This is a genomic window from Micromonospora sp. LOL_015, from assembly GCF_048060275.1.
GTDB lineage: Bacteria > Actinomycetota > Actinomycetes > Mycobacteriales > Micromonosporaceae > Micromonospora_E.
The window spans coordinates 324,600-342,613 of record NZ_JBHMIO010000002.1 but is presented as its reverse complement, the minus strand read 5'-3'; the positions used below and the strand labels follow the sequence as shown (position 1 = coordinate 342,613).

The 18,014-nt window shown below is 71.0% G+C and carries 18 protein-coding genes and 1 pseudogene; 10 read left to right on the top strand and 9 right to left on the bottom strand.

Translation table 11 applies throughout. The features are described from left to right. From ACFHWU_RS04020 to ACFHWU_RS03995, 6 genes and pseudogenes are all read left to right on the top strand, one after another. Window positions 1–248, top strand: a pseudogene (locus ACFHWU_RS04020) (IS982 family transposase); the annotation flags it as partial. 430 nt (window positions 249–678) lie between these two features. Continuing rightward, window positions 679–1,365, top strand: a complete 687-nt coding sequence (locus ACFHWU_RS04015; RefSeq protein WP_416551030.1) for a GOLPH3/VPS74 family protein — start codon at window positions 679–681, stop codon at window positions 1,363–1,365. Window positions 1,366–1,454: 89 nt separating this feature from the next. Continuing rightward, window positions 1,455–2,954, top strand: a complete 1,500-nt coding sequence (locus ACFHWU_RS04010; protein WP_416551029.1) for an APC family permease — start codon at window positions 1,455–1,457, stop codon at window positions 2,952–2,954. Beyond that, window positions 2,911–3,336: a GNAT family N-acetyltransferase gene (locus ACFHWU_RS04005; protein WP_416589834.1), complete on the top strand. Its 426-nt coding sequence runs from the start codon at window positions 2,911–2,913 to the stop codon at window positions 3,334–3,336. The genes ACFHWU_RS04010 and ACFHWU_RS04005 overlap by 44 nt, the downstream gene beginning before the upstream one ends. Window positions 3,337–3,461: 125 nt before the next feature. Then, window positions 3,462–3,695 (top strand): helix-turn-helix domain-containing protein, encoded by a 234-nt coding sequence (locus ACFHWU_RS04000; protein ID WP_416551027.1) that lies wholly within the window; start codon window positions 3,462–3,464, stop codon window positions 3,693–3,695. Beyond that, complete coding sequence (locus ACFHWU_RS03995) at window positions 3,692–3,871, top strand: hypothetical protein (RefSeq protein WP_416551026.1); 180 nt, start codon at window positions 3,692–3,694, stop codon at window positions 3,869–3,871. The genes ACFHWU_RS04000 and ACFHWU_RS03995 overlap by 4 nt, the downstream gene beginning before the upstream one ends. A gap of 108 nt (window positions 3,872–3,979) precedes the next feature. Here ACFHWU_RS03995 and ACFHWU_RS03990 read toward each other — a convergent pair whose 3' ends face one another. The 3 genes from ACFHWU_RS03990 to ACFHWU_RS03980 form a co-directional block, all read right to left on the bottom strand. Then, a complete protein-coding gene (locus ACFHWU_RS03990; protein ID WP_416551025.1) occupies window positions 3,980–4,498 on the bottom strand; it encodes a hypothetical protein in 519 nt (172 codons plus the stop codon). 122 nt (window positions 4,499–4,620) lie between these two features. Further along, complete coding sequence (gene fbaA / locus ACFHWU_RS03985; RefSeq protein WP_416551024.1) at window positions 4,621–5,646, bottom strand: class II fructose-bisphosphate aldolase; 1,026 nt, start codon at window positions 5,644–5,646, stop codon at window positions 4,621–4,623. Between the two features lie 144 nt (window positions 5,647–5,790). Continuing rightward, complete coding sequence (locus tag ACFHWU_RS03980; RefSeq protein ID WP_416551023.1) at window positions 5,791–6,174, bottom strand: phage holin family protein; 384 nt, start codon at window positions 6,172–6,174, stop codon at window positions 5,791–5,793. A 136-nt stretch (window positions 6,175–6,310) separates the two neighbouring features. On the opposite strand from ACFHWU_RS03980, the gene ACFHWU_RS03975 reads away from it, so the two are divergent. The 4 genes from ACFHWU_RS03975 to ACFHWU_RS03960 all read left to right on the top strand — a co-directional run bounded on the left by ACFHWU_RS03975 (window position 6,311) and on the right by ACFHWU_RS03960 (window position 11,647). After that, window positions 6,311–6,526: a hypothetical protein gene (locus tag ACFHWU_RS03975; RefSeq protein ID WP_416589833.1), complete on the top strand. Its 216-nt coding sequence runs from the start codon at window positions 6,311–6,313 to the stop codon at window positions 6,524–6,526. 75 nt (window positions 6,527–6,601) lie between these two features. Next, window positions 6,602–8,119 carry a 3' terminal RNA ribose 2'-O-methyltransferase Hen1 gene (locus ACFHWU_RS03970; protein WP_416551022.1) on the top strand — a complete coding sequence of 506 codons (1,518 nt, stop codon included), beginning with the start codon at window positions 6,602–6,604 and terminating at the stop codon, window positions 8,117–8,119. After that, the gene (locus ACFHWU_RS03965; protein WP_416589832.1) at window positions 8,116–10,683 is read left to right on the top strand and encodes a polynucleotide kinase-phosphatase; all 2,568 of its coding nucleotides are present in this window, start codon (window positions 8,116–8,118) and stop codon (window positions 10,681–10,683) included. Before ACFHWU_RS03970 ends, ACFHWU_RS03965 begins: the two co-directional genes overlap by 4 nt. 25 nt (window positions 10,684–10,708) lie before the next feature. Beyond that, window positions 10,709–11,647 carry a DUF368 domain-containing protein gene (locus ACFHWU_RS03960; RefSeq protein WP_416589831.1) on the top strand — a complete coding sequence of 313 codons (939 nt, stop codon included), beginning with the start codon at window positions 10,709–10,711 and terminating at the stop codon, window positions 11,645–11,647. Window positions 11,648–11,718: 71 nt separating this feature from the next. On the opposite strand, the gene ACFHWU_RS03955 is transcribed toward ACFHWU_RS03960, so the two are convergent. The 6 genes from ACFHWU_RS03955 to clpB form a co-directional block, all read right to left on the bottom strand. Further along, entirely contained in the window at window positions 11,719–12,381 is a 663-nt protein-coding gene (locus ACFHWU_RS03955) for a class II aldolase/adducin family protein (RefSeq protein ID WP_416568759.1), read from the bottom strand. Window positions 12,382–12,459: 78 nt separating this feature from the next. Then, complete coding sequence (locus tag ACFHWU_RS03950; RefSeq protein ID WP_123606510.1) at window positions 12,460–12,837, bottom strand: ArsR/SmtB family transcription factor; 378 nt, start codon at window positions 12,835–12,837, stop codon at window positions 12,460–12,462. A 58-nt stretch (window positions 12,838–12,895) separates the two neighbouring features. Continuing rightward, window positions 12,896–13,435, bottom strand: coding sequence for an orotate phosphoribosyltransferase (gene pyrE, locus ACFHWU_RS03945; protein ID WP_416551018.1), 540 nt, complete (start codon window positions 13,433–13,435; stop codon window positions 12,896–12,898). 155 nt (window positions 13,436–13,590) lie between these two features. Further along, complete coding sequence (locus ACFHWU_RS03940; protein ID WP_416589830.1) at window positions 13,591–14,382, bottom strand: SDR family NAD(P)-dependent oxidoreductase; 792 nt, start codon at window positions 14,380–14,382, stop codon at window positions 13,591–13,593. A gap of 84 nt (window positions 14,383–14,466) precedes the next feature. Beyond that, window positions 14,467–15,252, bottom strand: a complete 786-nt coding sequence (locus tag ACFHWU_RS03935) for a hypothetical protein (protein ID WP_416551016.1) — start codon at window positions 15,250–15,252, stop codon at window positions 14,467–14,469. Window positions 15,253–15,410: 158 nt separating this feature from the next. Continuing rightward, a complete protein-coding gene (gene clpB, locus ACFHWU_RS03930; protein ID WP_416589829.1) occupies window positions 15,411–18,002 on the bottom strand; it encodes an ATP-dependent chaperone ClpB in 2,592 nt (863 codons plus the stop codon). Between the last annotated feature and the right edge of the window lie 12 nt (window positions 18,003–18,014).

Genomic DNA, 18,014 nt, shown 5'->3' with positions numbered 1-18,014 from the left:
TACGCCCGTCACGCAAGAAGGAGAAGGCCCGCTACGGCGAACCGATGCTCAAGAAGGTCCGCCAGTTGATCGAGTCGGTCAACGACACTCTCAAAGGCCAACTCGACCTGGAACAACACGGTGGGCGGACCTTCGCCGGCGTCGCTGTACGGGTGGCCCAACGCCTCCTCGCGATGGCCGCCGCGATCTGGCACAACAACAAGACCGGCGCACCCGTCACCCGGTCACTGATCGCCTACGACTACTGACCGAACTTCGGAACTACTCGTCTAGGGCTGGCGTCGCGGTTGTCCGCGTGTCTGGCCGATGGCAGTGCAAGCGCACACATTATTCCGTCGCTGTCGATACCTCCCGACACCAAGGTTCCAGCACGACCTCGGCTGAACAGGCCAAAGCCATGAGGCGTACGCGGCTGAGGTAACCCCCAGCGTCGAGTGTTCGTGTCGAGGCTGTTCGACATCCACCGCCTTGTCCAGGCTGTTTGCAGCATGTCGATCAGCGCTCGGGTCTACCGCGTGCCGCCGATCAGTGGCTCCTCGCAGCGAGACTCGGCGGCCAGCCGCGTACCTACCGCGACCGCGCAACCAAGCCAGACGCCCACCTGCCGGCCCTCGACCTGCGCGACCGACGAGCAGCGTCGCGCCGGCCATTCAAACCGTGGACAGGACGGCACCCGCGATGACCGTCTACCAGTCCGGGACTCATCGACGGTCGGCGTTGTCGTTGCCGGTTGATCGTCGGCTGTTGGCGGATGAGTTCTTCCTCTTGGCTCACCATGATGTGTCCGGTCAGCTGCGGCTGACGCCGCGGATCGCCGGGTTCGGGGTGGCGGCCGCTGTGGTGGCGGATCTGGTCGTGGCCGGTTCACTGGCGGTGACACCAGCGGGTCATCTGGCATGTCCGCCGTCGACGGTGGCGGGGGTGGGTGGGTTCGAGCGGCAGGTCGCTGCGTGGGTGGCGGCGGAGCCTGGGCAGCCGGTCCCGGTGTGGCTTGAGGTTCTGGCCGACGCGTCGGTGCCGGCGGTGGGGCAGCGGCTGGCCGAGGCCGGGGTGGTGCGGCCGGTGCGGGTCCGGCGGCTGATGGCGACCCGGACGGTGTGGGAGCCGGTGGACATGAATGTGGCGGCGTGGCCGTGGGCCCGGTTGGCGACCCGTGTTCGTCGGGGTGAGCGGCTGGATGCGTTCGACACGGCTTTGGCGGGTTTGTGTGTGGCTGTTGGTGTCGAGAGCCGGTTCCTCGACGGCGGGCCACGGGCTCGCCTGCGTTTCGGCCGGTTGGTGAGTCCGCTGCCGCCGCAGGTCGACGTGCTGTTGGTCGAGTTGGCGGCGGCGGTGGGCCGGGCGGTGTTGGGCGGTCGGACCTGACCACCGTCGCCGCTGGCCAGGCGTCTACCGGCACGCCCGCTGTCCTTTTGTCGGCCTGCCCCCTTTTTGGCTTTTCTCGGGAGTGTGTTGTGTCTGTTTCTCATGGTGTGCCGCGTCCGCGTCGGGGTGGTGTCGCCGCCGTGTTGGCCCGGTCCCGGCTCGGGGTGCCGCAGGTGGTGTTCTTCGTGTTGGCGGCTGCGGCGCCGATGACGGTGGCCGCGTCGGCGGTGCCGACGGCGTACGCGGTGACCGGCCTGACCGGTGTGCCGGTCGCCTATGCGGCGACCGCGGTGGTGATGCTGCTGTTCGCGGTCGGCTACGTCGCCATGTCGCGGCATGTCGTCAACGCGGGGTCGATGTACTCCTACATCGCGCATGGTCTCGGCCCCGCCTGGGGTGTGGCGGCGGCGTTCGTCGCGGTGGTGGCCTACAACCTGATGCAGGTCGGCCTGTACGGGGCGTTCGGTGTCGTCGCGGCCGCCGCAGCGGCGGTGGCCGGTGTCAACGTGCCGTGGTGGGTGTGGGCTGTCGCCGGCTGGCTGTTGGTCGGGGGTCTGGGGTTGGCGCGGGTCGACCTCAACGGCCGGGTCCTGGGTGTGCTGCTGGTCGCGGAGATCACCGTGGTGGTCGTCTTCGACACGATCATGGCCACCCACCCCGCCGCCGGAGGGCTGGGGCTGTACGGGTTGGAGCCGGCGCATCTGGCCGCGCCGGGGATGGCGGCGATCCTCGTCGGCGGGATCGCCGGCTACGTCGGTGTCGAGGCCACCACCGTCCTCGCGGAGGAGACCCGCGACCCCCGCCGCACGGTCGCCCACGCCACCTACACCGCGATCGCCGTCACCGCGATCCTCTACGCCGGGTCGGCGTGGGCGATGCAGACCGCCTCCGGCCCCGACCGGATCATCGACGCCGCCGCCCAGCACGGACCCGAGTTGATGTTCGCCCTCGTCGGCGGCCACCTACCCGGGCTGGTGGTCGACGTGGGCCGGCTGCTGCTGGTCACGAGCCTGTTCGCCGCCCTGCTCGCCTTCCACAACCTCGTCGCCCGCTACCTGTTCGCGCTCGGCCGTGAACACGTCCTCCCCACGAGCCTGGGCCGCACCCACGGCCGGACCGGGGCACCGAAACTCGGCTCCCTGACCCAGACGAGCGTGGCCGGCCTCGTCATCGCCGCCTACGCGGCGACAGGGTTGGACCCGATCGTCCACCTGTTCTTCTGGTTGACCGTCACCGGTGGCCTCGGCGTACTGGGCCTGATGACCGCGACCAGCCTCGCCGCCGTCCTGTTCTTCCGCGACCACCGGCGTGGTGAGAGCCGCTGGGCCGTCACCGCCGCACCCGCCGGGGCGTTCGTCGTGCTCGCCGTCATCCTCACCGCCACTCTCGCCGGCTTCGGGGACCTCCTCGACACCCCTGCCGGCTCACCCGCGCGGTGGGCGCTGCCCGGCCTCTACGCCGCCGCGATCACCACCGGCCTCGCCTGGGCCGCCGTCCTGCACCACACACGCCCCCACGTCTACGCCACCGTCGGCACCGGAGCCGATGCCACCACCCACACCACCGTCCGGAAGGAAATCCACCGATGACCACCCCCACCACTGTGATCCGTGTCGCCGACCGCCACGACATCCCACCACTCGTACCCGCCCTGGTCGACGCGTTCGCCACCACCCCCGACGCCGCCCTCACACCTACCTCGCCTACCTCGGCGTCGCACCCGACCGGCAGCGCCACGGCATCGGCACCGCCCTGCTCACCCACCGCCACACCACCTGCGACACCGCCGGCACCGGCATCCACCTCGTCGCCACCAGCCACGGTGCCCGCCGCCTCTACCAACGACACGGCTACTACGACACCACCCCCACCCCGATCCACCTCCCCGACGGCGGACCACCCCTATGGCCCATGTGGCGCCAACCCCGCACCCCCCACGCTGCCGCTGGCGGTCCAGGTCGCGAGCGGTGATGACCCTCCCCGACACCAGCCACACCCCCGCCACGCCGGGCACCAACACCGCCTTCGACACAAGCCGGACACAAGCTCAGGACAAGTCAACGGCGCATCCACCCGTATCAGCGACCACCCGGCAGATGACACCAAGACGACGCATCAGCGGTATCGACCGGTACAGCTGCAGAAACGAGTTCGCGCAGCTGTACCGCGCCGGTTACTCCATCCGCCGCATCGCCCGCGAAACCCACCGCTCCTACGGCTTCGTGCACCGAATCCTCAACGAAGCCAACGTCACCTTCCGGACACGAGGCCACGACCGTCGACCGCACACCCAGACCGCCGACCACATCCCCGAAACCACCAACCCGTGACCGAGGGCACCGTACTCATCCTCGGCCTCGTCCTGCTCGCCATCGCCATCCTCCACGCGGGCAACAGCATCACCTGGGCCTACACCAAATACCGGGCCCGGCGGCTCCTCACCACCGGACTCCTCATCCTCACCGCCGTCATCCTCCTACGCCACCACACCGGCGAACCCGAATGACCCCGCCCACACCAACCGGGCTTGGGTCGACGCCTCAGACGCCGGCCTCGGTGATCGGGGTGATGGGTGGACGTGCGGTGCTTCGCGCAGCGCTCCCTACCGGGCCGGTCAGGCGACGGGGCGGCGGCGCCAGGCGACGATCGGCATCTCGACGTCGGGTTCGGCGGACAGGCCGTTCTCGTCGAGGGCGTTCTGCACGGCCAGCCGGGCACCGTCGAAGCGGAACTCGACCGCGTGCAGCACGTGCGGCCGCCAGTGCGACGGCATGATCCGCTCGATCACGTTGACCGCCCGCAGCGGTCGGCCCCGGGCCGGCAGCGGCGCCGGGTGGCGGTCGCTGCGCCAGTCCAGCCGCAGGCCGGGCTGGTCCACCGGCATCGTCATGTCCACCTGGTTCCAGGTGATCGCGCACTCGTCGAACTTGCGGTGGGTGACCTCGACGTTGACGTCACCGAAGCCGAGGATGACCGGACCGTTGGCGTACCAGGTGTCCAGGTCGAGGTCCCACATCAGCCAGGTGTCGACCAGCGGACGTCCGATGATGCGGGAGAACCGGGCCCGGTGGGCGGCGGCGAGCGTCGCGGCGTCGTGACACCACTGTGGCTCGTACCCATCGATGCCGAGCACGACCGACCTCCGCAGCGGACCACTCTGAATCGGTAGATCCTACCGGTGTAGTTCGTCCGGCAGCGACGCGCGGCCGGCCCCGGGGTACGGGACCGGCCACGCGGCGAGTGGTTCGGTGGGTGTTACTTGGCCAGCGTGGTGCCGGTGGAGCGCAGGTGCTCGCAGGCGCCGACGACCCGCTTGGCCATCCCGGCCTCGGCCGCCTTGCCCCAGGCCCGGGGGTCGTACGACTTCTTGTCGCCGACCTCGCCGTCGATCTTCAACACCCCGTCGTACTTGGTGAACATGTGGGTGACGACCGGGCGGGTGAAGGCGTACTGGGTGTCGGTGTCGATGTTCATCTTCACCACGCCGTAGTCCAGCGCGGCCCGGATCTCCTCCAGCAGCGAGCCGGAGCCGCCGTGGAAGACCAGGCTGAGCGGCTTCTCCTTGCCGTACTTGGCGCCGACCGCGTCCTGGATCTCCTTGAGGATCTCCGGCCGCAGCTTGACGTTGCCCGGCTTGTAGACGCCGTGCACGTTGCCGAAGGTGAGCGCCGCCATGTAGCGGCCCTTCTCGCCGAGGCCGAGCGCCTCGACCATGGCCAGCCCGTCCTCGACGGTGGTGTACAGCTTCTCGTCGATGGCGCCGACGACGCCGTCCTCCTCGCCGCCGACGACGCCGACCTCGATCTCCAGCACGACCTTAGCGGCGGCGGCCTCGGCGAGCAGGTCGGTGGCGATCTCCAGGTTCTCCTTCAGCGGTACGGCGGAGCCGTCCCACATGTGCGACTGGAACAGCGGCGCGCCACCGGCGGCGACCCGCTCCTTGGAGGCGGCCAGCAGCGGGCGGACGAAGCCGTCGAGCTTGCCCTTCGGGCAGTGGTCGGTGTGCAGCGCGATGTTGACCGGGTACTTCTTGGCCACCTCCTCGGCGAAGGCGGCGAAGGCCAGCGAGCCGCTGACCATGTCCTTGACGGTCGGGCCGGAGAGGTACTCGGCACCACCGGTGGAGACCTGGATGATGCCGTCGCTCTCCGCCTCGGCGAAGCCCTGCAGCGCGGCGTTGAGGGTCTGCGAGGACGTGACGTTGATGGCGGGGTACGCGAACGCGCCGGCCTTGGCGCGGTCAAGCATCTCGGCGTAGACCTCGGGAGAGGCGATGGGCATCTCGAACGCTCCTTTGTGCCGGTTCGGCCCGTCGACGGGCCGGATTCCATGCTCAGCTCACTGCGCTGGACCGCGCTGTCCTCCGTCAGGCAGTATCCCGCAGCGGCACCGCCCCGGCGACATCGGCCCTGTCTGTGGGCACGGTCAGCGACGGTCGTACTTGTCGGGGATGACCAGGCTGATCAGCCAGCCGACGACGGCCATCACGATCGCTCCCCAGAATGCCGGCCAGAACCCGTCGATGACGAACGGCAGGTCCAGTTGCTGCGCAAGCCAGTCGGTCAGCAGGAAGAGCAGGGCGTTGACGACCAGGGCGAACAGACCGAGGGTGAGCAGGTAGAAGACGCAGCCGACGACCTTGATGACCGGTTTGAGGACCGCGTTGACCAGTCCGAAGATCAGCGCCACGATGACCAGGGTCAGCGCGTTGTTGGTCGCGGTGTCCCCGGTGACGTCGATGCCGGGCACGATCAGCGTGGTTATCCACAGGGCGACCGCGTTGACCGCAAGCCTGATCAGAAATCCCATACGCCCATCCTGCCACCCGGAGTAAACCACCGCGTCACAAAAACGGACAAGCCTCCTATCTTGGACGGTGGTCAGCGGGCGCCCCGGTTGACCCGTACCGTGGTGGAAGCACCGGTACGGACGAACGGAGGGCGACATGACCTACCCGGACGAGGACATCGCCCCAGGGGACCACCTCGCTCCCGAGGAACGTGACCCGGAGACGCCCGCCGACGACGCGGTCGAGCAGTCGGTCGTGGCCAACCCGGTCGAGCAGCAACCCGAGGTACACCGCGGTCTGGAGGTTGACGACTGGGACGCGGTCGAGCAGTCCCGCATCGTCGACCTCGATGACGACGACGGCTACCGCTGACGACGGCGCGACGGCCACCGGGCAACCGCGATAACCGGTGTCGACCGGTGGTGGCCGGCTGGCACCATCACCCGGGTGCTGATGACCGTGACGACGACCCACCGGCCCGCCACCGACCTCGGCTACCTGCTGGTCAAACATCCGGACCGGATGCAGTCGTTCGACGTACCCACCGGCACCGCGCACGTGTTCTACCCGGAGGCCACCGAACAGCGCTGCACCGCCGCGCTGCTGCTCGACGTTGACCCGGCGCGGCTCGCCGCCGGCGGTCCGCGCCGTGGCCGGCGCACGGCCGCGATGCCGGCGAGCTTCACCCTCGGCCAGTACGTCAACGACCGGCCGTACGCCGCGTCCAGCCTGCTCGCCGCCGCGCTCGCCAAGGTGTTCCGGTCCGCGCTGCGCGGGGAGAGCCGGGACCGTCCCGAGCTGCCCGGCACCGCCCTGCCGCTGACCATCCGGGTGCCGGTGCTGCGCTGCCGGGGCGGCGCGACTCTCGCCGAGCGACTGTTCACCCCGCTCGGCTGGACGGTGACCGCCCGACCCATTCCGCTGGACGAGCGCTACCCGCAGTGGGGGGACAGCCGCTACGTCGACCTCACCCTGACCGGCACGCTGCGGGTCGCCGACGCGCTCAACCACCTGTACGTGCTGCTGCCGGTGCTCGATGACGCCAAGCACTACTGGATCGCCCCGGACGAGTTGGACAAGCTGATCCGGGCCGGCGAGGGCTGGCTGGCCGGCCACCCGGAACGCCGGTTGATCACCCGGCGTTACCTGGCCCACCGGCGGGTGCTCGCCCGACGCGCCGAGGACCGGCTCGCCGAGGCGCGGGCCGCCGAGCTCCGGCTCGCCGACGCCGCCGTCGACGACGTCACTGGTGCTGACGACGACACTGGCGCTGACGAGGACGCCGGGCTGCCGGCGGTGGTCCGGCCGCGACCGCTGGCCGCGACCCGCCGGGCCGCTGTGCTCACCGCGCTGGCCGAGGCCGGTGCCACCCGGGTGCTCGACCTGGGCTGCGGCGGCGGTGCGCTGCTGACCGAACTGCTCGCCCAGCCCCGGTTCACCGAGATCGTCGGCACCGACGTGTCGGCCCGGGCGCTGGAGCTGGCCGCCCGGCGGCTGCGACTGGACCGGCTCCCGGCGCGCCAGCAGCAGCGGATCCGGCTGTGGCAGTCGGCGCTGACCTACCGCGACGACCGGCTGCGCGGCTACGACGCCGCCGTACTGATGGAAGTTGTCGAGCACCTCGACCCGCCCCGGCTGCCGGCGCTGGCCGAAGCGGTCTTCGGCCACGCCCGCCCCGGCACCGTGCTGGTGACCACCCCGAACGTGGAGTACAACGTGCGCTACGAAGGCCTCGCCGCGGGCGCGCTGCGGCACCCGGACCACCGGTTCGAGTGGACCCGCGCCGAGTTCGCCGACTGGGCCGGCCGGGTCGCCGCGGCGTACGGCTACCGGGTCGGGTTTCGGCCGGTCGGCGAGGTCGATCCGGACGTGGGGCCGCCGACCCAGCTGGCGGTCTTCACCCGCGACGACGCCGGCCCGGACAGCACCGGCCGCGACGACGTCGGCGCCGGGGGTGCCCGGTGAACAGGCTGGAGATCCCCGAACTCGCCCTGATCGCCCTGGTCGGTGTCTCCGGCTCCGGCAAGTCGACCTTCGCCCGCCGGCACTTCGCCGCGACCCAGGTGCTCTCCTCGGACACCTTCCGGGCGATGGTCGCCGACGACGAGAACGACCAGTCGGCGTCGGCGGACGCCTTCGACGCGCTGCACTACGTCGCCGGCAAGCGGCTGCGGGCCGGCCGGCTCACCGTGGTCGACGCCACCAACCTGCAGGAGCACGCCCGGGCCGGGCTGGTCGCGCTCGCCCGGGAACACGACGTACTGCCGGTCGCGGTGGTGCTCGACGTGCCCGAGCAGACCTGCTGGGAACGGACCCAGGGCCGGGCCGACCGCGCCTTCGGTCGGCACGTGATCACCCGGATGCAGCGTGACCTGCGCCGCTCGGTCGGCCGGCTGACCCGGGAAGGATTCCGGCACGTGTTCGTGCTGCGCGGCACCGACGAGATCGACGCCGCCGAGATCCGGCTGACCCGGCTGTACAACGACCGGCGGGAGCTGACCGGGCCGTTCGACATCATCGGTGACGTGCACGGCTGCCGCACCGAACTGGAGGCGCTGCTGACGAAGCTGGGTTGGGCGCTCGACCGCGACGACGCCGGCCGACCGGTCGACGCCCGGCACCCGCAGGGGCGTACCGCGGTCTTCGTCGGTGACCTGGTCGACCGCGGCCCGGACTCGCCCGGCGTGCTGCGCCTGGTGATGGGGATGGTGCGGGCCGGCACCGCGCTCTGCGTGCCCGGCAACCACGAGCAGAAGCTGCTGCGCAAACTGCGGGGACGCAAGGTGACCGTGTCGCACGGGCTGGCCGAGACCCTGGAGCAGTTGGCCGCCGAGTCGGCCGGGTTCACCGACGAGGTCGCCCGGTTCATCGACGGGCTGGTCAGCCACTATCGGCTCGACGGCGGCGCGCTGGTGGTGGCACACGCCGGGCTCAAGGCCGAATACCAGGGTCGGGCGTCCGGCCGGGTGCGCAGCTTCGCGCTGTACGGGGAGACGACCGGCGAGACCGACGAGTACGGTCTGCCGGTGCGCTACCCGTGGGCGCGCGACTACCGGGGTGCCGCCACCGTGGTCTACGGGCACACCCCGACGACCCGTCCCGACTGGGTGAACAACACCATCTGCGTCGACACCGGCTGCGTCTTCGGCGGCCGGCTGACCGCGCTGCGCTACCCGTCGCGGGAACTCGTCTCGGTACCGGCTGACCGCGAGTACTACCCGCCGGTCCGGCCACTGACGGCCGAGCCGGGTGCCGCCGACATCGGCGGGCCGGTCACCGACCGCCCCGACGACGTGCTGGACCTGCGCGACGTCACCGGCCGTCGGCACATCGACTACGGCTACGGCACCACGACGGTCCCGGCCGAGAACGCGGCCGCCGCGTTGGAGGTGATGAGCCGCTTCACGGTGGATCCCCGGTGGCTGGTCTGGCTGCCGCCGACCATGTCGCCCTGCTCGACGTCGACCCGGGACGGGTTCCTGGAGCATCCGGCGGAGGCGTTCGCCGACTACCGGGCCGCCGGTGTCGACCGGGTGGTCTGCCAGGAGAAGCACATGGGATCCCGGGCGGTGGTGCTGGTCTGCCGCGACCCGGCGGGGGGCCCACTGTTCGGCCCCGGCGGCGGGGTGGTGCACACCCGGACCGGGCGGCCGTTCTTCACCTCCGACGAGCGGACCGAGGCGCTGCTGGCCCGGATCCGGGCGGCGGCCGAGGCGGCCGGGCTGTGGCAGCGGCTAACCACCGGTGCCGGGCCGGCCGGCTGGCTGCTGCTCGACTGCGAGCTGCTGCCCTGGTCGGCGAAGGCGCTCGGGCTGATCCGCGAGCAGTACGCCAGCGTCGCCGCCGCCGGCCGGGCCGCGCTGCCCGCCGCGTTGGACGTGCTCGACGCCGCCGCCGGTCGGGGCCTGCCGGTCGGGCAGCTGCGTGCCCGGTTGGCCCGCCGGGCCGGCGACGTCGACCGGTACGCCGACGCCTACCGGGCGTACGTCGGTGACCCGGACGCGGTGACGCTGGCGCCGTTCGCGGTGCTGGCCGCCGACGGCCGCTCGTACGCCGACCGCGACCACGGCTGGCATCTGGAGTGTGCGGACGCGCTGGTGGCGGCCGATCCGCAGCTGTTCACCACCACCCGTCGGCGGGTGGTGGAGCTCACTGACGAGGCGGCGGTGACCGACGCCACCGACTGGTGGTCGGAGCTGACGGCGGCCGGCGGTGAGGGCATGGTGGTCAAGCCGTACGCCGGACTGACCGCCCGCAGCGGCACCGGCCGGCTGCTGCAGCCCGGCGTCAAGTGCCGGGGCCGGGAGTATCTGCGGATCATCTACGGTCCGGAGTACACCGAACCGGAGCGGTTGGCCGAGCTGCGCCGGCGGTCGCTGGGCCGAAAACGGTCGATGGCGCTGCGCGAACACGGTCTCGGTCTGGCCGCGCTGGATCTGCTGGCCACCGGCGCACCGCTGTGGCGCCGGCACGAGTTGGTCTTCGCGGTGCTCGCCTGCGAGTCCGAACCGGTCGACCCACGACTGTGAGCACTGGCCCGGTATGGTTCTGCGAATGTCAGTGCGCGAACGTGTCGGCCATATGTTCCGGGGTGCGGCGATCGGGGTGGCAGAGGCCGTCCCGGGGGTCAGCGGCGGGACCATCGCCCTGGTCACCGGCGTGTACGAGCGGCTCATCGCCTCGGCCGGGCACCTGATCAGCGCGGTCCGGTACGCGGTCACCGACGTGCCCCGTAAGCAGGGCTGGGCGCGCAGCGGGGAGCAGTTCCGGCAGGTGCACTGGGGGGTGATCATCCCGCTGGCGCTGGGCATGCTGCCGGGTCTGCTGCTGGCGGCCCGGCTGCTGGAGCCGATGCTGGAGGAGTACCCGGAGCACACCCGAGGGTTGTTCTTCGGCCTGGTGCTGGCCTCGGTGCTAGTGCCGGTCTCGATGATCGGCCGGCCGTGGCGCGGCCGGGACGTCTTCGCGGTGGTCGCCGCCGGGGTCGCTGCGTTCGTGCTGACCGGTCTACCGTCGGCCAGCATCGACCCGAACCCGGTGGTGGTGCTGCTGGCCGCCGCGGTCGCGGTCTGCGCGCTGGTGCTGCCGGGCGTGTCCGGGTCGTTCCTGCTGCTGACCGTCGGGCTCTACGAGCCGACCATCGAGGCGGTCAACGACCGCGACGTCGGCTACCTGGCGGTCTTCGCCGTCGGCATGCTCGTCGGGTTGACGCTGTTCGTGAAGCTGCTGCAGTACCTGTTGGAGCACCACCGGCGGGTGACCCTGGCGGTGATGACCGGGGTGATCGTCGGTAGCCTGCGGGCGCTGTGGCCGTGGCAGACCGAGGAGCGCGGGCTGCTCGCCCCTGGCAGCAACGTGCTGTCGGTGGTGTTGCTGCTGGTGCTGGGGGTCGCCGTCGTCACCGCGATGGTGGTTCTGGAGCAGCGTCGGCTGCGCCGCGCGGCGGTCGATGTCACCCAGGAGGAGTCGCCGCAGCTGCCGACCCACCACTGAGCTGGTCCGCCGGCCGGTTGGCCGACCGGCCCAGCGGGCTTTCCTCATCGGGTCGGTCCGGTCCGGTCGGGTCAGACGGTGCCGTGCTCCGTGTCCGGCAGCCGGTCGAGGTAGTCGGCCGGCAGCGGCGTCAGGTCGTCGAGCCGACCGATGGCCAGTGCCCGGTAGGTGAGCCGGGCGGCCTCTTCCAGGTTGACCGCCCGCTTGTGGGCGAGTTCCACCGACCCGGCCAGTACGGAGCAGCCGTGCCGGGACAGGATCAGGCAGTTGGTGCCGTCGGCGGCCGCGTCGGCGGCGGCTCGGGCGAGCCGCTGTCCGCCGGGCGGCGCGAACGGCACGGTGACGACGCGCCGCAGGTAGAAGGCGTGGTCGGTGGTGACCAGCCGAATCGGTACGCCGAGCGTGTCCAGCAGCAGCATGCTCTGCGGGTGCAGATGCACGATGGCGCGGACGTCGGGGCGGGCACGGTAGACCGCCAGGTGCAGCGCCAGCTCACTGGTCGGTCGGATCTGCGGTTCGTCGGGCAGGGTGCAGCCGTCCGCGATCCGCACCCGGGCGAACGATGCCGGGCCGAGCCGGTCCAGCCAGGTGCCGGACGCGGTTACCCAGCATTCATCGTCGCCCGGCAGGCGGGCGGAAAGGTTGCCGCCGGAGCCCACGACGAGACCGGCGCGCACCACGTCGGACCCGACGTGGGCAAGCTGGTCCCGCAGATCGCCAGCGATGTACGTCACGCGGCGACCTCCGTAAACCTTGGGCACCTTGCCTGGCAGCTCCGCCTCCGCGAGTCGACCAGGCAAGGCGCCGTCAGGTCAGCGTGCCTTCTTGGTGGCGCGCTTACGCGGCGGGGTCAGCAGATCCGCGATCGTGGCGATCGCGGTCGGCACCAGCCGGTAGTAAGCCCACACTCCGCGCTTCTCCCGCTCCAGCAAGCCGGCCTCGGTGAGGATACGCAGGTGGTGGCTCACCGTCGGCTGGGAGAGCCCCAGCGGAGCGGTGAGGTCGCAGACGCAGGCCTCGCCTTCCGGCGCCGACTGGATCAGGCTGAGCAGCCTGAGTCGGGCCGGGTCGGCGAGCGCCTTGAGGACTCCAGCGAGTCGCTCCGCGTCCGCGCGTTCGATCGGCTCGCCGGCAAGCGGCGAGATTTGAGGCATGGTCATTTCAGCCAACGCAGTTCCCACGAAACCCATCCTTCCACCAAACAGCATCGATCCGCCTGCATATCAGCAGATCCGAATCGGCAAACTTTTAGGCCGGAAGGCCGAGGTCAGCCAACGTATAGGCGGCCCGATAGGCCAGTCCGGCTGCCCGAACCGCGTCACCGGCCCCACGATCGACGATCACCGCCACGCCGACCACCTCAGCCCCTGCCTCCTGTAACGCCTCGACAGCGGTCAGTACGCTTCCGCCGGTCGTCGAGGTGTCCTCCACTGCCAGCACCCGCCGGCCGGCCACGTCCGGCCCTTCGATCCGTCGCTGGAGTCCGTGCGTCTTGCCAGCCTTGCGCACCACGAAGGCATCCAGTCGCCGTTGCTCCGCCGCAGCGGCGTGCAACATGGACAGAGCCACCGGGTCCGCTCCCAACGTCAGGCCACCAACCGCGTCGTACTCCCAGTCCGCGGTGAGATCGAGCAGCACCCGTCCCACCAGCGGTGCGGCGGCGTGGTGCAGCGTCACCCGCCGCAGGTCGACGTACCAGTCAGCCTCGCGACCTGACGACAACACCACCCTGCCGTGCACCACGGCCAGGTCAGTGATGAATTTGCGCAGGTCGTCGAGGTTCCCCATGTCACAAAGAGTACTGCCCGTCACTGGGTCCCCATCCGCCGGCCCGGCAACTCGCCGATATCCACCATCCGCCTCGCTACCTGGTCATACACCACGAAATCCCTGGTCAACGCGGCGACCAGTGCAGCGACGTACCCGCTGATACGCTCTTCGGCTCACTCGCGACTCTTTGGGCGCCCGGCCGCCAACCGGAGCAGTCCATGCGGAGCGTGACGCACCACAGTGGCGAGCGTCTTGTAGCGCCAGTCGGGGACGCTCACCGCCCGCCCCCTGGCCAGGTCCCGCAGGCCATCGGCGACCACGTCGTCGGCCCGCAGCCACAGCCAGGTCGGCGAGCCGGAGGTCCGGATGCCGGCGCGTTCGTGGAACTCGGTGCGGACGTAGCCCGGGCACAACGCCATCACCCGCACCCCGAGGTGGCGGACCGACATGTCGATCGACTCACTGAAGTTTGTCACCCAGGCCTTGCTCGCCGAATAGGTCGAACCAGCTGCTAATGGCCCAAAGCCCGCCACCGACGAGACATTAATCACTCTGCCCTGTCGGCGTTGCACCATGCCGGGCAGGACAGCATGCGTCAACCGCAGCACCGCCTCCACATTGAGCCGCAGCAGCCGCAGCTCGTCCGCCTCATCGGTGCGCCGGAACGACCGGTTCAGACCGATGCCCGCGTTGTTGACCAGCAGGTCGACCGGCGCGTCGACGGACCGCAGCCGGTCGGCCACGGCGGTCACTCCACCGTCAGTAGCCAGGTCGGCGTCGAGCACCTCGACGGTCACGCCGTGCCGGTCGGCCAACTCGTCCGCCAACGTGGTGAGCCGCTGCCGGTCACGGGCGACCAGCACCAGCCGATACCCGTCGGCGGCGAGCCGACGGGCGAAGCTGGCACCGAGGCCGGCGGTGGCCCCGGTGACCAGTGCGGTACGCGGGGCAGGCTTGTCCCCCACGTCGTCACCTCCTACGAGGACCGGGTCTCCCCGTACCGGCGGGTCGGTCCGCCCCGGGCGGACCGACCCGTGATCGACTGATCGTCAGCTGGTCGGCGGCGGGGGGTTGCCCGGCGGATTCTCCGGCGGCTCGGCAGCCGGCGGCGCGCCAGGGGTCGGCGGCGGACCGGGCGGGGTGGCCGTCGGCGGTGGGCCGGCAGCCGGCGGCCCACCGGGGGCGGCTGGGTAACTCGGGTAGGCGCCGCCCGGCATCGGCGGCACGCCGTACCCACCGCCCGGCACCGGCGGCTCCCAGGCCACGGCCGGCTTACGGAAGAAGTCGTTCGACGGCGGCAGCGCCAGCAGGATCAGCGCGGCCAGCAGCGCCAGCACGGTCACGACGCCGAGCAACAGGTTGGCCGGCTCGTACCAGCCGGGCAGCGCGGCCTCCAGATCCCGTTGCACCTGCGCCGGGTCCGGCATGTTCGGGTCGGTGCTGGTCGGGCCGGTGGGCAACGCGCTGCCGGCCGCTCCGAGCGCGAGCCCGCCCCCGGAGCAGCAGAGGAAGATGCCACCGAGCACCCAGGTGACGATCCGAGACGGGTTCTTGCCCCGGTTGTTGAGCAGAGCCAGCACCACCAGGCCGGCGGCGATCAGCAGGCCGAAGATCGCGCCGGCGATCAGGGAGATCGTCGTAAGGCTGCTGATGGCCTCCATGTCGGTGCCGGCGTAGGCGTCCTCGTAGACCTGTTGCATCGTGCCCATCACCGACAGCGCGACGATCAGGCCGACGACCTGCAGCGCGGCGATCAGGAACAGCAGGTAACTCGAAATGGTGACGGTGCTCGGCCGCGCCTTGACCGGTGGCGCGGCCGGATTCGGATCCGACACGGCTCTCCTTCCCGAAGCTTCGGAAGATCACCGTAGCGGTACCCCGCCAGTGACACGGGGCAAACGGACGCCGCGTCGACCTCGCGTTTCGTCGCCGAACCCGGCCGCGCCGTCGAGCAGAGCGATCGACAGCACTCACCGATGCACATCGATGCCGGTCAGCCGGCCTGCACCGCCAGCCCTTCCTTGTCGTCGGCGAGCTGCACCCGGACGGTGTCGCCGTCACGGATCTCGCCGGCCAGCAGCGCCTTGGCCAACTGGTCGCCGATCGCCGACTGGACCAGTCGACGCAGCGGCCGGGCTCCGTAGATCGGGTCGTAGCCGTGCTCGGCCAGCCAGCTGCGGGCAGTGTCGTCGACGTCCAGGGTCAGCCGCCGGTCGGCCAACCGCCGGCGCATCCGGTCCAGTTGGATGTCCACGATCGACCGCAGCTCCGCGCCGCTGAGCATCGCGAAGACCACGATGTCGTCCAGCCGGTTGAGGAACTCCGGCTTGAAGTGCGCCCGGACCACGGCCAGCACCGCGTCGCGGCGCTGCTCCTCGGTCAACGTCAGGTCGTTGATCAGCGTCGAGCCGAGGTTGGAGGTGAGGATCAGGATCGCGTTGCGGAAGTCGACCGTACGGCCCTGCCCGTCGGTGAGCCGACCGTCGTCGAGCACCTGCAGCAGCACGTCGAAGACGTCCGGGTGAGCCTTCTCCACCTCGTCGAGCAGAATCACCGAGTACGGCCGGCGGCGTACCGCCTCGGTCAACTGACCGCCCTCCTCATACCCGACGTAGCCGGGCGGGGCACCGACCAGCCGGGCCACGGAGTGCTTCTCAGCGTACTCACTCATGTCGATGCGAACCATGGCCCGCTCGTCGTCGAAGAGGAACCCGGCCAGCGCCTTGCCCAGCTCGGTCTTGCCGACGCCGGTCGGGCCGAGGAAGAGGAAGCTGCCGGTCGGCCGGTCCGGGTCGGCGACCCCGGCCCGGGCCCGGCGGACCGCGTCGGAGACGGCGGTGACGGCGGCGGCCTGGCCGACCACCCGGGCCCCCAGCGAGGACTCCATCCGTAGCAGCTTGGCGGTCTCGCCCTCCATGAGCCGGCCGGCCGGGATGCCGGTCCAGGCGGCGACGACGGCCGCGATGTCGTCCGCGCCGATCTCCTCCTTGAGCATCGCGCCGTCGGCCTGCAGCGCGGCCAGCTCGGTCTCGGCGTGGGCCAGCTCGCCCTGCAGCGCCGGGATCCGGCCGTACCGCAGCTCGGCGGCGCGCTCCAGCTCACCGTCGCGTTCGGCCCGCTCGGCCTCGCCGCCGAGGCGTTCCAACTCCTCGCGGGCGGTGGAGATCCGGGTGATGTGCCCCTTCTCCAGCTGCCAGCGGTCGCTGAGCGCGGTCAACTGCTCGCGCTTGTCGGCCAGCTCCCGGCGCAGCCGCTCCAGGCGCTGCGCCGAGCCGGGATCCGGCTCCTTGGCCAGCGCCATCTCCTCGATCTCCAGCCGGCGGACGGCCCGCTCGATCTCGTCGACCTCGACCGGCCGGGAGTCGATCTCCATCCGCAGCCGGGAGGCGGACTCGTCGACCAGATCGATCGCCTTGTCCGGCAGGAACCGGTCGGTGATGTAGCGGTCGGACAGGCCGGCGGCGGCGACCAGCGCGGCGTCGGTGATCCGTACGCCGTGGTGCACCTCGTAGCGTTCCTTGAGCCCGCGCAGGATGCCGATGGTGTCCTCCACGGTCGGCTCGCCGACCAGCACCGGCTGGAACCGGCGCTCCAACGCCGGGTCCTTCTCGATGTGCTCGCGGTACTCGTCGAGGGTGGTGGCGCCGACCATCCGCAGCTCGCCACGGGCCAGCATCGGCTTGAGCATGTTGCCGGCGTCCATCGAGCCCTCGCCCTTGCCGGCACCGACCACGGTGTGCAGCTCGTCGAGGAAGGTGATCACCTGGCCGTCGGAGCTCTTGATCTCCTCCAGGACGGATTTGAGCCGCTCCTCGAACTGGCCCCGGTACTGCGCACCGGCGACCATCGCGCCGAGGTCGAGCGACACCAGCCGCTTGTCGCGCAGCGACTCGGGTACGTCGCCGGCGACGATCCGCTGGGCGAGCCCTTCGACGATGGCGGTCTTGCCGACGCCGGGTTCGCCGATCAGCACCGGGTTGTTCTTGGTACGCCGGGACAGCACCTGGATCACCCGGCGGATCTCGGCGTCCCGGCCGATCACCGGGTCGATCTTGCCGTCCCGGGCGCTGGCGGTCAGGTCGACGCCGTACTTCTCCAGGGCCTGGTAGGTCTGCTCGGGGTCGACGGTGGTGACCCGGCGGTCGCCGCCGCGTACCGACGGGAACGCGGCGACCAGGTTTTCCTCGGTGGCTCCGGCATCCTTGAGTAGCCCGGCGACGGCCCCGCCGACCCGGGCCAGGCCGGCCAACAGGTGCTCGGTGGAGGTGTACTCGTCGCCGAGTGGACGGGCGATCTGCTCGGCCGCGCCGATCGCGTTGGCGAACTCGCGGGACAGGCTCGGCTCGGCGACGCTGGAGCCGCGCGCGGCGGGCAGGTTCTCCACGGTCCGTACGGCGGACCGGCGGATCTCCACCGGGTTGGCGCCGACGGCCCGCAGCAGGCCGGCGGCGGTTGAGCCGCCGGTGTCCAGCAGGGAGAGCAGCAGATGCCACGGTTCGACCGTGGCGTGGCCCCGCTGGTTGGCGATGGCGACCGCGGCGGTGATGACTTCGCGACTCTTGGTGGTCAAACGTTCGGCGTTCATGAGCTCCCCTGT